The sequence below is a fragment of the Arthrospira sp. PCC 8006 genome (assembly GCF_046480465.1).
Classification (GTDB): Bacteria; Cyanobacteriota; Cyanobacteriia; order Cyanobacteriales; family Microcoleaceae; genus Limnospira; species Limnospira platensis.
In genome coordinates, this window is sequence record NZ_PKGG01000013.1 from 1 (window position 1) to 15,318 (window position 15,318).

The 15,318-nt window shown below is 44.9% G+C and carries 14 protein-coding genes; 7 read left to right on the top strand and 7 right to left on the bottom strand.

All coding sequences use genetic code 11. The annotated features are described in order from the left end of the window. Positions 1 to 31 precede the first annotated feature (31 nt). Positions 32 to 2,941 carry a glycerol-3-phosphate acyltransferase gene (locus B9T16_RS03865; RefSeq protein WP_410244140.1) on the bottom strand — a complete coding sequence of 970 codons (2,910 nt, stop codon included), beginning with the start codon at positions 2,939 to 2,941 and terminating at the stop codon, positions 32 to 34. 130 nt (positions 2,942 to 3,071) lie between these two features. Here B9T16_RS03865 and psb35 point away from each other — a divergent pair, with 130 nt between their 5' ends. Then, positions 3,072 to 3,239, top strand: a complete 168-nt coding sequence (psb35, locus tag B9T16_RS03870; protein WP_006618895.1) for a photosystem II assembly protein Psb35 — start codon at positions 3,072 to 3,074, stop codon at positions 3,237 to 3,239. A gap of 82 nt (positions 3,240 to 3,321) precedes the next feature. Here the strand turns inward: psb35 and B9T16_RS03875 are convergent, their stop codons facing one another. Then, the gene (locus tag B9T16_RS03875; RefSeq protein ID WP_006618896.1) at positions 3,322 to 4,080 is read right to left on the bottom strand and encodes a DUF2993 domain-containing protein; all 759 of its coding nucleotides are present in this window, start codon (positions 4,078 to 4,080) and stop codon (positions 3,322 to 3,324) included. A gap of 218 nt (positions 4,081 to 4,298) precedes the next feature. Between B9T16_RS03875 and B9T16_RS03880 the strand changes: the two genes are divergently transcribed. Further along, positions 4,299 to 4,451 (top strand): hypothetical protein, encoded by a 153-nt coding sequence (locus B9T16_RS03880; RefSeq protein WP_200874947.1) that lies wholly within the window; start codon positions 4,299 to 4,301, stop codon positions 4,449 to 4,451. Between the two features lie 123 nt (positions 4,452 to 4,574). Here the strand turns inward: B9T16_RS03880 and B9T16_RS03885 are convergent, their stop codons facing one another. Both B9T16_RS03885 and B9T16_RS03890 read right to left on the bottom strand, forming a co-directional pair. Next, complete coding sequence (locus B9T16_RS03885; RefSeq protein WP_410244141.1) at positions 4,575 to 5,972, bottom strand: 2-succinylbenzoate--CoA ligase; 1,398 nt, start codon at positions 5,970 to 5,972, stop codon at positions 4,575 to 4,577. A 3-nt stretch (positions 5,973 to 5,975) separates the two neighbouring features. Beyond that, on the bottom strand, positions 5,976 to 7,337 hold the full coding sequence (locus B9T16_RS03890) for an N-acetylmuramoyl-L-alanine amidase (RefSeq protein ID WP_006618898.1): 1,362 nt from the start codon (positions 7,335 to 7,337) through the stop codon (positions 5,976 to 5,978). A gap of 130 nt (positions 7,338 to 7,467) precedes the next feature. Between B9T16_RS03890 and B9T16_RS03895 the strand changes: the two genes are divergently transcribed. The 3 genes from B9T16_RS03895 (at position 7,468) to B9T16_RS03905 (ending at position 10,058) form a co-directional block, all read left to right on the top strand. Next, on the top strand, positions 7,468 to 7,839 hold the full coding sequence (locus B9T16_RS03895) for a VOC family protein (RefSeq protein WP_006618899.1): 372 nt from the start codon (positions 7,468 to 7,470) through the stop codon (positions 7,837 to 7,839). A 63-nt stretch (positions 7,840 to 7,902) separates the two neighbouring features. Continuing rightward, positions 7,903 to 9,516, top strand: a complete 1,614-nt coding sequence (gene murJ, locus B9T16_RS03900) for a murein biosynthesis integral membrane protein MurJ (RefSeq protein ID WP_006618900.1) — start codon at positions 7,903 to 7,905, stop codon at positions 9,514 to 9,516. A 116-nt stretch (positions 9,517 to 9,632) separates the two neighbouring features. Next, positions 9,633 to 10,058, top strand: a complete 426-nt coding sequence (locus tag B9T16_RS03905) for a hypothetical protein (RefSeq protein ID WP_006618901.1) — start codon at positions 9,633 to 9,635, stop codon at positions 10,056 to 10,058. Here B9T16_RS03905 and B9T16_RS03910 read toward each other — a convergent pair. Continuing rightward, positions 10,048 to 11,346, bottom strand: coding sequence for an O-antigen ligase family protein (locus tag B9T16_RS03910; RefSeq protein ID WP_006618902.1), 1,299 nt, complete (start codon positions 11,344 to 11,346; stop codon positions 10,048 to 10,050). The genes B9T16_RS03905 and B9T16_RS03910 overlap by 11 nt on opposite strands. 9 nt (positions 11,347 to 11,355) lie before the next feature. Next, a complete protein-coding gene (locus B9T16_RS03915; RefSeq protein ID WP_014274718.1) occupies positions 11,356 to 12,201 on the bottom strand; it encodes a YaaW family protein in 846 nt (281 codons plus the stop codon). 219 nt (positions 12,202 to 12,420) lie between these two features. Between B9T16_RS03915 and B9T16_RS03920 the strand changes: the two genes are divergently transcribed. Continuing rightward, positions 12,421 to 13,515 carry an NAD(P)/FAD-dependent oxidoreductase gene (locus B9T16_RS03920; protein WP_410244142.1) on the top strand — a complete coding sequence of 365 codons (1,095 nt, stop codon included), beginning with the start codon at positions 12,421 to 12,423 and terminating at the stop codon, positions 13,513 to 13,515. A 41-nt stretch (positions 13,516 to 13,556) separates the two neighbouring features. After that, complete coding sequence (locus B9T16_RS03925; protein ID WP_006618905.1) at positions 13,557 to 14,075, top strand: hypothetical protein; 519 nt, start codon at positions 13,557 to 13,559, stop codon at positions 14,073 to 14,075. Positions 14,076 to 14,318: 243 nt separating this feature from the next. Here the strand turns inward: B9T16_RS03925 and B9T16_RS03930 are convergent, their stop codons facing one another. Beyond that, positions 14,319 to 15,302: an FkbM family methyltransferase gene (locus B9T16_RS03930; protein ID WP_410244143.1), complete on the bottom strand. Its 984-nt coding sequence runs from the start codon at positions 15,300 to 15,302 to the stop codon at positions 14,319 to 14,321. Positions 15,303 to 15,318 lie beyond the last annotated feature (16 nt).

Sequence of the window (15,318 nt, forward strand, 5' to 3'; positions counted from 1 at the left end):
CCTCTGACGCACCCTACGAGGGTGATAATTATTAATTGGAATTGTCCAAAATCTCGATCGTCCCCCGGTAGCCGTCTACCCGGACCCGTTGACCGGTCTTGAGGCGGGACATGGCTTGGGAGACATTCATCACCGCCGGAATGCCATATTCGCGGGCGACGATCGCCCCATGGGATAACTGACCCCCCACCTCAGAAATAATCGCTGTCGCCCCCATGAGTAAAGGAGCCCAACCCGCATCAGTATAGGGGACTACAACAATGGGCTTTTCGATGCCATTTTCCAAGCCTTCCGCCAAATTCCGACAAACCTGTACATAGCCTTCCACGGAGCCTACACTGGCGGGAATTCCCTGTAAAGCGCCTTCGAGGGGTTCTGGTTTGGGTTCGGGTAACAAATTCCCATAAACCACGGAAGGGACGGTGCGATCGCGATCGCATTCATGCTGTTGTCGCCGCCGTTTGACGACTTCCCGCCATTGCGGATCAATTCCTGACTCTATCCAACTGCGAATTTCCGATAATTTCAAAAAGAAAATATCCCCCGGTTGCGTGAGGATTTCTGACTCTAAGGCTGCCGCTTCAATTGCCAAGAAAGTCCAGCGTAAATGAGCTAATAACTTCCCATAGACCTCGGCGATTTCACCCTTAATGATAGCTCGTTTATAACAACGATTTAGCCGCCATTTTTGCCATAAACTAAATCCCCCCAAATTGCGATTAGTGCCACTGGCTGGATTTTCCGCCATAGTGAATAACATCTGCCGAAATGTCTGGGGTTGTTCCCACCAAGTGGCGACGGAAATATCGGTGCCAACTTCACTTAAATATCCATACTCGCGCAACCATTGTTTAAACTGTTGTTGCAACTCCGAATTTTGAGAAAACTGCTCTGCTAATACCTGTAAATTTTCCCCTTCCGGGAGGCGATCAGCAATTTTCTGTAACTCGCGCATCGAAGCGACTTCGGGGGAATTACCCACGGGCAGCCATTCCTCTGGGACTTGAAAAAGCGATCGCCGAATTGCCAAGCCAATGGGCCCTAATATATTGTAATAAGTCGCTGATTTCAGTAGTTCTTGAATGCGGTCAACTCGTTGGATTAACTGTGGTAAAGACAGAGAACTTGGTAGGCGAGTTTCATAATAACTATCAGCTTCTAATCGTTGTAAACCCGGAGCGAAAATCTTTTGGCGATCGCGTTCAAATTCATGAACTAGCGCCAACTCTCTCTGTACCAATAACCATAAACCTGGCACAGAAGCCAACATAGTTTTTAGGGGTGGTTTCCCCATATTTTCCCCCCGCAACAGAAACTCTAAACCCTGTTCCGGTAATCCCATCATCCTAAAAATTTCCCCCAACAGGGTGGCATTAAAATAGGCATGGGAACCCAAGAGGGTGGCAGTTTCTTTAAAGTCTAGTTTAGTGGCTTTTTTACCTAAAACTATGCTAAAAATTTCCCCCCATACTCCACAGGTCAAAGGCCGATTAATTGACCAAGTGAGGGGAGGAATTACCCCCKGAATTACCTCAGCGGCAATTTTCCTAGTCCAAATGGGTCGCAGGTTGGTAATGGGTCGAGTTTGCAAGATCCAAATCTGTTCGCCATCCCAAACCCATTCGATATCCTGGGGTAAACCATGATAAAATGCTTCGATCGCCTGTGCTTCGGCTACTAAATCCCCTAGTAGCGATCGCGATAATAAACCATCATCTCCCAGTTGATTTAAACTCTCATAGGTAGCCGTTTCTGTGGCGGTGTCTATTTCTAAATGTACGGGGGTATTTTGCCCAGAAACTACCACATCTCCCTCTCCAGCTAAGGCTTCAATCACAACTTGGGAACCGCCATCTAAGGGATTCCGAGTAAACATGACCCCAGATATCTGGGCGCTAATATAGGGTTGAATTAAAACAGCAATTCCGGTGTCAGATAAATTTCTTTGGTGGCGATAGGCTTTGGCTTCGGCGCTCCAGTAGGAGTCTCGACAACGGGCGATCGCTGACCGCAATTGTGCCTCAGAGGTAATCGGACCAACGGTGGTATATTGTCCGGCAGCGGAACTGGTATCTCCATCTTCTCCTAAGGCGGAAGAACGGACAATTAAAGGATAATTATAACTCGGTGTGGGTAGTTCAAAATAGTCGATTTCGTCTTGATGTTGTGATTGGCTATCTCGGGCAATTTCTTGATTGCCCATAGTGGGCAAAACCCAGCCGGAAGGAACTTTAAATCCGGCTTGTTTGAGTTGACTAAGCCGGGTGGCTTTTTCGCCACAGCTATCAATATCTAGGGAGTCATTTAAGGATAATAATTCCTGTTTCATAAATAAGCCAAAATCATCACCTTGGCGCAAGTTAATAATAATCAACACCAAGGCTAAAGCGATCGCTGCTAGGAGTTCTCCTAATGATAAATCACGATGTTCAGGGAGACTATGCCAAGCGGCAAACCAGACCGGACTACTTAAACAGGCGAAACGCATAGCCCGCAGTCGGGCGCGGGTGGGTTGACTCGGCCAAATAGTTAGGGCTAACCGCCACAGCAATAGGCCGCTAATCCCTGCGGAGATGGCAACTGGGGGAGAATAGACTAACACCCCCCAAGTGGCATTGGTGACACCGCCGCCTTTGGCGATCACATATCGACCGACTACCAGGAAAACTAGGGAAATTAGGGCTAAGGGTTCCCATTCACTGGGAAATAGCGATCGGGCAGCAATTACTGGGATAATACCTCGGAGGGCTTCAGCTACAGCAGCGAAAATACCCGCGACTCTCCCGGCTTGGGTAAAAGCAGCCGCAACCCCGACGTTACCGCTACCCTGCTTGGCTAAGTCAATGCGAGTTAACCCTTTGACAATCCAACTGGTTAGGGGAAGTCCCCCTAACACAAAGCTACCGACAATCATCAGTAATCCAGCAACCCAAGGTGGCATTGGGAATTTTTCCTCTAAGTGCGCGCAATGTATTGCAGTTTAACCCCAAATGTATCTGAAAGACTCCTAGGCTGTTAGATCCGGTAGGATAATAGTTAATACATTGCTGAAGTGAAAGGAAATATCTATGATGGAAAATACCCTTTGGATTCCGGCGGCTGTGTTGGTTGTGGGTTTTATTGCTGCTGTGAGTATTGGCTCGATCGCTTGGTATAATTCTAAACGACCCCCCGGTTGGGAAGGCAAGGATCGCCCCGATTTTATCCCTAAAGTTGGTAAGGATGATCCTAAATCCTAACTCCCCCTATCCGGTGGTAGTTGACTGCTGATGGGCCTATTGTCTAGGCCCTAGGCTCCCAGTGCTGACCACCAACTCACGATTAACCCCTTTTTCCTTGGGGAAATTGGTTGATTTGTGCTGAACCGTAAAAAATTAGGGACTGATTCTGAATCCGCATCCGATCAACCCGCAATTGTGTACCTTCTAGGGCAAACTTATCGAGATCAAGTAAATTGTTGACATGATCAATCATGGCTTTACCTAAGTTGACAGCTTCTTGGTCTCCGTTATATTGGACGTTGACAAATTGAATATGCCGACGTTTTTGCACTTCGACCTGGGCGCAAAAGTCTACACAGGTTAAACTCCGAGAGTCGCCAATCCTGATCTGAGACTGAAACCCCAGGGTATTGTCTGGGTTGACCTCCATTTGGGTTTTCTGAAACTTTAGGGGTTCGCCCTGATACTGGAGACGTTGTAACTTGTCTACAATGAAGGGAGTATTAAAGGATTCTGTGAGATCTTCTTGGGTCAAAACTACTCGCATGACTGCCATTGTGGGTTGTCGGAGTTTGACTTTACCGGAAAAAATGGCGCTAAAGTCGATCGCCACTGCTTCTAGGTAGAGTTCCATCACTGCGATCCGCAGACCATTGTACATCAGCATTCCTTTGCCAATGAAGTCAAATCCGTCCACGCTTCCCTGTAACAGCTTGGCCACGGGTTCGGCACGGACGTTAGCTTCTATGTGATCAGAACGTTTGAATAATGAGGCGATCGCTGCCCCGACAACTTTACTGACCAGGCGATCGCCACTGGGGGCCTGAATCGGACTGCTTCCAAACAAAGCCTGTACCATTCCCTTTGCTCGCTTCCTATCAACCGCCATTATAACGGAATCTTAAGATATGTTAAATACTTTGTGGCGATCGTCTCCATATATAACCCTTATATCCCACATAAGACAGGGTTTTTCAGCTTTCCACTTGACAAAATCATACTGTACAGTCTATCCTAATAATTTAGTAGCACTCAAATAGCACTCAAACGGTAAAATCTAGCAAGTATCAGGGATTTATGGATATATTATCACTAGCGCTGCTACTGGGGGCTATTGTGGCTTCCGATGAAATTTTGAACCGCAACTGGCAACTGTCGCGCCGTCTGCTGGAATGGATCGATAACTTAGGGAAACAGTCGCGCCAGCCAGACAAAAATCTGCCTCGTTAAGGTTGGGATTTTCCTCGACCCGTATTCTCAGGTATATTTGGGCGCTTTCCTGGGCGGAATTATAGCAGGTTTGGTCGATTTTGTCAAGTCATAAATCGGAATAATTGATCATCCCAAATCAAATCAGTTTTGGATTTGTTGAATTACCGATTTGCGGTTAATTTTCCCTCGGTCATTGCGGGGTAATGTATCAACTGCGATCCAGTTTTTGGGATGTTTATAACGACTGAGACGATCGCCTAAAGAATTGGCTAATATTTCAATAGATACTGGGGGGTAGTGGGGAACATAAACCGCTGTGACTACTTCTCCCCAGTGGCGATCGCCAATTCCCACCACACAAACATCAGCCACCATTCCCGTAGCTAAAATAGCGGCTTCGACTTCGACGGGAAAAACATTTTCACCCCCAGTAATAATTTTATCTCCCTGTCTTCCCACCAGGGTTAAATATCCCCAATTATCAAAATATCCCAAATCATCAGTTATCAACTGGCTGAGTCTAGGTTGATTTATCTGTGTGTCATGACCCCAACTGAGAGAATTAGCCTGAATTTTAATCAATCCAATTTCGGGAGATTTTACAGGTTGACCCTGTGGATTTACAATCATGACCTTAGCATGGGGAAGGACGCGACCGCTGCTATTATTTCCGGCTAAAAAATCATCAGGTTTGAGGGTGACAACGCCGGAAGCTGTTTCGGTCATTCCGTAGGTGGGAGAAAGTCTAATTTGGTGTCGTCTGGCTTGGTTGAGCAATTCTAACCAAGGGGGACTTCCCCCTAATAAAACGGTGGTAAATTTCGATAACCAATTAGCGGTTTTGGGATGGTGTAAAAGGCGGTGTAGTTGGGTGGGAACTAGGGAAATAAAAAAATCGGAAATATCTAGTTGAGGATAGTCACCTTTTTCTAAATTTTTCCCCGACCCAATTACCAACTGTCCCCCAGTAATTAGCGATCGCACAAATTGCATTAACCCGCTTACATGAAATAGGGGTAAGATACAGAAACTATTAATCTGGAATTTGTCAAAATACTGTTGAAATCCTATGGCGGAAGCCGTGAGGGTTTCCCAGGTATGAACGGCAAATTTTATGGTTCCTGATGTACCTCCTGTGGGAATTAATATCGACCCAGACGGAAAAAGCGATCGCCTCTGATTTATGGGATTATCCACATCATCAATCTTGGCAATATGGGGAAGATTTCCAAATTGTAAATCGGTGTTACCTATGGAATTAAACACCTGTTCCCATTCATAAATACCCCAATTGGGATTAGCTAAAATCACGGAACAGTTAGCCATAATACCTGCCCAAAATGTCCCCAAAAATATGACTGGATCAGGTTCTGCGATTAAAATAGTCGCTGTTTTCCCATATTCTTGATAATAATTCATCAATTTCTTGAGACGTTGATGGGCAATGTTTAGGAATAAATCCCCGTTTTCAGCAATCAAAAAATTGTCAGGGTTAGGGATATTTAAAGCCGGCAAATTAGGAGATGTTTGATAATCCATATATTACAGCAAGCCAGACATTTCATAAAGTCGGCGGACTAAAGCCACAATGCGATCGCCATATTGAGGGTCATCAGACCATCTTCCTCCCAAAGAAAACACAGAGGGAGCGACCCCCCTAGTGATATAATCAAAACGAGGGTCTACAATTTCCTGAACAATAGGTTCATGGGTAGCGTAGGCTTTCAGGTGTTGAATATGTGCCCTAACCCCTTCCTCAGTAGTAGCAAATGCCGCAATTTCTGAGGAACCCCCAACAGTTCCCAAACCGGCAAAATTATAGTCTGAAGGTTTAACAATTCCGCCAAATTTGAGGAAATCCGTCTCCAAACACATCTGACAAAAAGCCACATCATAATTAACCCCTTCCACCATAGCCTCACGGCGATATAATTTGGCAATTTCGGGAAACTGATTAGGCGCATCAGGATTTTCCGACTTCAGAAATACAATCATTTGTACTTCCGTGGTATATCCTCCCCCCATAATGCGATCGATTTGGTCGTTATAGAGTCGAGAAATCGACCGTAAAACCACCGTGCGATTAGGATTATCCCAACTGACAGCAATGCCAAAATTCCGCAAGTCGATCGCCTTAATATAAACAATATTATTATATCGAATCCGAATCACCCTAGCCAATTGGGTTAAGTCAATTCCTAGGCGGTCTACCAAATCCATAGGTATATAAGAATTACCATTAACCAAAAGTCCCCTTTCCCCATAAACCTGACCATTAATTCTAATCCCAATCGAACCATAAACCCGATTTCCTGGGGGTAAAGGAGGAGTGGGATTAATATGTTCACTTTTCACCCAAGCCACCAGACCATCAGCCAGACCGGTAGCGATATCTGCGCGGCGGCTTTGTAAAATATTCCGGTCATTAGGATTAGTCAAATAACCGATTTCTATATATAAGGAAGGTATAGCAATCCACCGGCAAAAAATCAAATGTCCGAGTCCGGTTTCCGTGTCCGGTTTAGCGCCACGACTGGGAAACTGAGGAACCCGCCGCAATAAGGACCAGAGAATCAACTCGGCATCTTTTTTGCGTTGAGAATTATATGCTATATGAAATACAGTAACGCCTCGATTAGAAGGATTAGGAGAGCCTCCCGTGTGCAATTCAATCGCCACATCACCACGATGGGAATAAGTATTAATCCAGTCAATAGTTTGGACCTGAGATAGATCATCAGGAACCGCCAAAGCCTGAACCCCACGAGAACGCAATTCTGATAATAATATATCTCGAATTCGGATCATTTCTTGAGCTTCAGTAGTTCCCCCGGCTACAATACCAGGGTCTCTAACGCCATTCTCAAAACCTCCATGACCAGCAGATATAAAAATTCGCGTCATTGTTCTATTAATTAAGTTATCTAGTGACAGCCATCAATGATATTAAGACTAGATTACGCCGATCGCCTGATCCCAAAAGTAACTATGATGATCAAGTGTAATCAATCCCCCAGTTTTCAAGTGTCCAAATATGGTTTTACACTGTCACGCCGCCGTTGTCACCATCTCGACCCCTAATCTGGCCAAACTTAGCCAATTTTATAGTGATTTATTGGGGATGGGACCCCATATCTATATTGAGGGAGTGTATGCGGAATTTCAACTACCAGGTTTACAATTAGGGATATTTGAACCCAGAGGGGGCGATCGCCAAGAATTTAGTCCCCAAAGTGGCGCAATGAGTTTATGCTTACAGGTATGTTACCTGGAAAAAGCGATCGAGAATTTTGTGGAATTAGGCTACCCGCCACCGGGCGAAATTATCACCGCCTCCCACGGTCGGGAAATTTACGCTTATGATCCTTGCGGAAACCGGATCATTTTATACGAATCCCAAACTTGACAGTTGACAATTAACAGTTATTAATTAACCCTGTCCCATATATTCCTACTTTCCTAAAACTCTGTGTCAGAATCACCACAAGTCACCCGGTCCCTGGTGGGAATTGCCACCATTGTCGCCATAGCCACTCTGATTAGTAAAATCTTTGGCTTAGTGAGACAACAGGCGATGGCTGCAGCCTTTGGAGTAGGACCGGCGATCGATGCTTACAACTACGCCTATGTAATTCCCGGCTTCCTGCTGATTTTATTAGGCGGCATTAACGGCCCCTTCCATAGTGCGATCGTCAGCGCCTTAGCCAAACGCAAGCGGGAAGAAATCGAACCCCTAGTAGAAACGATCACCACCCTAGTGGGGACTATCTTGCTATTTGTGACGGTGGGATTGATCATTTTTGCCACCCCGATGATTGATCTAGTCGCCCCAGGACTAAGCCAGACCCCAGAAGGTATAGAAATTAGGGCGATCGCCATTCAGCAACTCAAAATCATGGCCCCGATGGCCCTTTTATCTGGGTTAATAGGTATTGGCTTCGGTAGCCTCAACGCCGCCGATATGTATTGGCTACCCTCCATTAGTCCCCTATTTTCCAGCCTCGCCCTAATTGGCAGTTTAATCGCCCTCGCCCTATATTTGGGCGAAAGTATCACCCAACCGGAATACGCCCTGTTAGGAGGCCTGGTATTAGCCGGAGGAACCCTATCTGGGGCTATCCTACAGTGGATAGTACAACTTCCTGCCATGTGGCGATCGGGACTGGGTAAACTGCGGCTGCGTTTCAACTTCCAACAGTCGGGAGTCCGAGACGTAATGAAAGTAATGATTCCCGCCACCCTCTCATCAGGGATGCTACAAATCAACGTCTATACAGACCTATTTTTCGCCTCCTACATACCCCAAGCCGCCGCCGCCATGGCTTATTCCGGGTTAATGGTACAAACGCCCCTCGGCATCATTTCCAACATGATTTTAGTGCCATTCCTGCCCCTGTTTTCCCGCTTGCGAGACCCCAGCGACTGGCCAGAATTAAAAGACCGTATCCGTCAGGCTTTAACCCTAACTGCCATTACCATGTTACCCTTGAGTGCATTAATGGTAGCCTTAGCATTGCCTTCTGTGCGGGTGGTATATGAACGCTACGCCTTTGACCTAGCCGCCTCGAAATTTGTAGCTTTAGTGTTAATGGCCTATGGTAGCGGAATGTTTGTCTACCTGGGGCGAGATGTTTTGGTCAGAGTCTTCTACGGTCTCGGAGACGGACAGACTCCCTTTCGGGTTAGTATCTTTAACATTTTCCTGAATGCACTATTGGACTACATTTTAGTTAATGCTTTCGGTGCGCCCGGTTTAGTTTTGGCTACCGTGGGGGTTAACTTAGTGTCTATGGTGATGATGTTATGGTTATTACATCTGCGCCTAGGTGGTTTACCATGGAAAGAGTGGAGTCGGCCATTTCTCGGCTTGGTGGCTGGTAGCATAGTTGTTGGCTTATTGGCTTGGGTAATTCGTCTCGGCTTAGAGGAGTGGTTAGGTAGCCAAGGATTTTTTGCCATATTATTGGAACTGTCTATTCCTGGATTTATTGGTTTAGGAGTCTTCGCTGTTTGGGTGTCACGGATGAAATTACCGGAGGTCGATTTACTGGTTTCCCGAGTTAAAAAACGCTTCCAAAAATAGGAGATTTGAATCCTAGGGCTTTTTTGGAGGGTGATCATATTTCCCGGTTGCCAAAATATCCGGTAGGGTTTATGGTGGTGAGAGGTCATAAATTTTCGGAGAGTTAAACAACCACCATGAGCCAAAAAGAACAACTGATTTTAATGGCAGAAGATGAATTAACGGAGTATAGTACAGAAGCGCGCAAAATGGAGAAACTGCGCCGTAAATTTAGCTTTGCAGTCCCCTATCCCCAACAGCATAAAATCCGCGAAGAAATTATGGCGGAAATACCTAATAATTTTTTGGCGAAATTAGTGGAAGAAAATCGGCAAATGGTAGCTTTGCCATTTTGGGGAATTGCTGGCTTAGGTTTATTATTCGGAATTTCCTGGTCACAGCCTCTGGATTTTATCGCTACAGCGGTGGGGTTTTATGCGGCTTTTTCGATTCAGCAATTAGGATGGAAACTACAAGCGAAACGACTGGTGATTAAGACTTTAGACCAAATTGAAGAAATTGTGACTTCCCCAGAAGAGAAAAGCGCGGAGACTAATTCTTAGTTACGCCATAAATACCGGCCAACAGTAACCATCCTAACAGATTAACCCGAAAATCAAAGATGGTGACATCGACTAAATTAAATAAAACACAGGCCCCAAATGCTACGATATAACTAAATAAAACCAAGCGATCGCCTTTAGTCAAACTCCCTGCCTTCATCAATTTAACACCATCTAATAATACCCATCCCACCCCAGCCCAAAAAGCTATAGTTATGGGAATACCCACTTCCGCCATCATCATTAATGGTAGACTGTGGGGGTGTCCCATCCAAACATTCATTTGAGCTTCATAAACGGGGGTAAAATTTCGCAAACCCCAGCCGGTAATTGGTCGTTGTCGGGTCATTTCCCAAGTAAATCGCCACTGAGTTATTCGGAGAGTTTCTAAGGGGCGATCGAAGTTTTCATCGGTTAATCTTTGCCAAAAATAACCAGGAATAATTACCCGTAAACCATCCCGAATAGGAGAGGGTGCAAAAGCAGCCCCCAACACCGCAGACACGACTACCCCGACCAACCCTAACAACCAATTCCAACCCAAATATATGGCGTATGCTAAACTAATACAAACCGCCACAACCCAAGCATTACGGGAGTTAGTGACAATTAAACCCAACCCAGAAAATATAGTTGTGGTAGCAGCAATTACCAGAAAAAACCCAGGATTAACATTATTTAAAAGCCTATTTTTGTCGGGATTAATATCAGTTATTAATCCCAATTCTGCGACTAGCAAACCCAAAGCCAAGGCGAAAACAATGACTAAATAAGCAGCCAAAATATTCGCATACATGAAGACAGAAGCCATCCGCCCTGGTGGGTTTCCTCCTGGTGCTAATACCCAGCCGATAACGCTGTGTAATATTTCAATACCAGACCAACCCAGAAATTGCTGTCCTAAGCCTAAAATTACAATAGGAATTCCTGGTAAAATCAATAACCAAGACAGCCATCGAAGTTGTGCCAAATTCTCTAGGACGATGGCTAAGGCAGCAAAGACGATAAAATAGGGGATAAAATTAGCAGTGCCCAAAATGGCATCAACGGGATTTTCGGCAAAAATAACGGTTAACAGTAACAGTCCCGCTAATCCTAATAAGCCTCGGATTTTAGGTAGATTAAGTATCTGTTGATATCTGTGTTTAAGGGTAGTAATGACGGCTACAAAGATGGCAATAGCCCCTAAATTTGGCAATAGGGGCAAGGCTAATGCTCCCAACTGTATGCAATTCCAGGCAGTTTGTAAAGAGCGATCGCTGTGAGTTTTAAACCACTTCCCGGTCATATAAAACCATCACACCATTTGCCAACTATAGTCACCGCGAGTTAACCGAATTTGCGCCAATGCGAAAATAGTGGGAATAATCCTAGCGTAATTAGTAGCAATGGCGCGCCAACCCAGGTCAGCTAAAAACCAAGTCCACAACACGGGACCCAAAAACCCCAAAATACTGCGGGTAGCGCCATAACGGGCGGCGGTCAAAGCCATACCCCGATTAGCAGCCTGGGCCGCGAGATGTCCCTGAATTTGGGTAGCAGCCACTGTCCCCCCTTGAATTAAGGTTTGGCGGGCGACTTGATATTTAGCAAAATGCAAGGCAAACTGATGGGCAATATGACCGAGAATAACAGGTCTGACTACAGAACTAATAGCTACAGCGCTTCCGGCTTTAAACAGCAGCCCTAAAGGGTCTTTCTGTACAGACATTGGTAAAGGCTGCATAGGTTTAGATTTAGCTAAAGCCTCTTGTACACGGCGGGTCAGGTCTTGCTGTTCGGATACCGGGAGACGGTCCCAAGCGCGACCCAATAGGGACAGAAAAATTTCCGCCTCCAAATCAGTAGTAGACAGTTGTCTGGAATAGGAAATCTTGAGATACCGACAAACCTGGATCAAGGTTTGACGATAGGTTACTTGTTGGGTTTTTCCCCTCAAGACAGTCATTCCGTCTGCAGCCAGATAGCGAAAACGTTGTTCCAAAGAATCTAACCACGCATGGCGATCGCGACTCTGCACGTCAATAGGTTGGGGTGTGTTAACATAATCCAACGGGTTAAAGCGACGGCTAAATAGAAGTTCAGTTAACTGTTGTAACTCATCTTCGGTTGCCAATTCTAATGCTGTTCTCAGTTCATCCAAAATCGATGCCCTCCTCAGCCCCAGATAATATCATATTCCATATTTTACATGAGCCCGGCTATCAAAAGTTAAACAGGAATTTAGGGAACTCTTGACGGTAGCCATAGAGTCAATAACATTGATTGGCATCAAGGTAGTGGTGTTCCCTAGGTATGGAGTCCCCTGGCTAACCTAATTGACGAGATTTCCGGAAAGTATCTACATATTTGCATTTGGATTATGACCCAAGTTGATATAATTGTGATTGGTGCAGGGATTGCCGGGTTAATTTGCGCCCAACAGTTGCGGCGGGCTGGATATTCGGTGGTAGTTGTGGAGAAGTCTCGGGGAGTTGGGGGACGCGCAGCTACTCGTCGGGTAGGTGAAGATAGGGTTGATCATGGTTTACGGTATCTCGAACCGACCGGGGAAACTGTGGGAGAGTTAATCACGGCTATGGGGTCGGATCTGCAACTGTGGACTGATAGGATTTATCAGTTTCGGTCGGGAGAATTTCAGGCCTTACCAATGCAGGGCTGTTATATTTGTCCCCAGGGAATGAATGGGGTGGGGAAATTCTTAGCGACTGATTTGGATATTTGGTTTGGTCGCCGGGTAGAGTCGATTACTCCCCAGGATAATGGCTGCTGGTTTTTGGATTTGGCAATAACGGCTGATAACTACCCGGAAACTCCCAAAGATATCGCGGCTAAAGGGGTGGTTGTAGCTATTCCTGCACCCCAAGCGTTAATGTTATTAGAATCTCCAGGGGCGCAAATTCCGGCGGATATGATTGCACAAATACGATCGCTTAATTATGATCCGTCTCTGGCAGTGATGGCGGGTTATAGTGAGGATAAATGGGCGGCATTAGACAACAGAAATCCGCTCTGGAAAGGGGTAGAATTTCCGGAAGGCGATCGCCTGGAGTGGGTCAGTTTGGACAGTAGCCGCCGCCAGAACCCGAAAACACCTATTTTGGTTTTCCATAGTACCCCGAAATTTGCCCGCCAATATCTTGATGTGACTGATTTAGAAACCCCCGGAAGAATGCTCCTACAAACTGCGAGCGATCGCTTATTTTCTTGGTTAAACTCCCCGGAATGGATGCAGGTTCACCGATGGCGTTATGCTTTTTGTCAAGAGTCTTTATCAACTCCCTGTATAACTACTATAACTCCCCTGCCTTTGGTGGGGGCCGGAGATTGGTGCAGCCCCAAATCTATTGATGGTGTGTTACAATCAGGAATGGCGGCGGCTGATTGGGTCAATTCCCAGTTACAAAAACGCCCCTTGCATGGTCAAAAAATCTGGCAATTATTGGCTGCTAATTAGGGTGCTTCTGTCGATTTAGTCCCGTTTGGTTACAGTATATAATGAGTTACCCAAAATTCGGCTTCAAACATTACTTATTGTTGGCTACTGCTTTAGTGTTGGCTATGGGTGGATTAATTCGCGCCCAGGCTAACTCTCCCCAAACTTATAGCTTCTCGACTGAGTTTAAAGGGGGGATTCTGGAAGGAAAATTTACCGGATATGATGCCAACAATAATGGTATTTTAGAACAGGAAGAGTTGACCAGTTTTGTGGCTACTTATAATGGCTTTAATACTGAACCTAAAACCGCTAATTGGCATCAATCCCATATCCGCCGATTTCAAATGGATCTCAACTCTCAAAAAATTATCCTGTTAGCGATCGCTACTCAAGATATACCACAATCAGGGGTTAATTGCAGCCTGGAATTTATTTTGCGTCTGGGGGGATATGTGGAAGGACGAGATTTAATTGAAATTGAAAGATCATCGGGCTTTTTTAATCAAGTCTGTCTGGATCAATTTCCGAATTTGAGAAACCATGAAACTCAGTCTTTACAGGTTAATTTGATTAACTAATCTCCTGTCCCCCCCTCCCCCCAAAATCAGTGGGGGGGTTGACAGCTACGGGCATTAATGATAGTATTTTAATGTATAGCCTCATAATTAAAATCTAAGTGCTAATAAAAAAAAGGGATATATTCCCATTATCTAGCATAATACCATAAGCCCAGCCAAAAAGCCAGCAACCCCCCCCAAAAAAAATTTTTTGTAACATTTCTTAATTTTTTGTTACAAAACTTAACATAACCAGGTTAGGTATCAGGAAAGATAGGTATATTTTCTGAGTTCAGTAACAAAAGGAATAGTATTAATTCCATGCTTGACAGCTTCGGGATTGTTTTCTAAAGATTGAATAATACAATCAGCAAAATTGTAACGGCGATCGCTAAGACCATATCGCTTAGTTAAATAGCCCAAAAGTTCCAAAGCGTAATCATAAAAACTCAACATATCAGCGAGACAGGCTAATTTAAGAATCCGGTCTGGGGTTTTAAGGTGATGATTTTGGTCAGGTCGAATTAAATCACGGAAATAATAGCCATCAGTCCAGACAAATTGTCCGCGATGTTGTCGGGACATGAGACTAATTCCCTGTCGCAAGCCATGCCATTTTTGACCGATATCAAACAAAGTAAATTGAGAGTTTCTCAGATATTGATCAACATCTGCAAACAGAGGTTGATGCTTGTATAATTCCACAAAATTCACCTCTACCACGGCGGCGAGGACATCAGGGATAATGTGATTTTTACCTCCGAGTAAAACATTCAATTCTCCGCCTTGTACATCCAATTGTATCAAATCAATGGGACTTTGTAAATTCACAAAAAAATTATCCAATGTAGTGGTAGCAACCTGAGTAGTGGAGATTAACTTATGGCGATCGCTATATTCTGATAATCGGTCAATAACGACATCATTAGGGGGATATAGGGAGGAACAACCGGGATGTTGAGTAATATATAAAGAAGCGCCTTGACAGTGATTCCAGAGTGCGAGGGGGATATGTTTTTCAGTCCAAGTAATATTTTGAGAAGCGAGTTCAGCATTACGGCGATCGCAGGCTTCTTGGTCAGCATCAAAGCCATAAATAGTCAAATTAGGGGCAAATATTTCCCAACCTTGGCGGGAATAATCCGAATCAGCAAACTCATCTATTTTCCGGGACCCGACAATACAGAGGGTGAGATGAATAGAATCTAAATAACCCCATTGTTTTAAAGTTGGTACAAAAAAGGACATTTTGGTAATCTCAAAT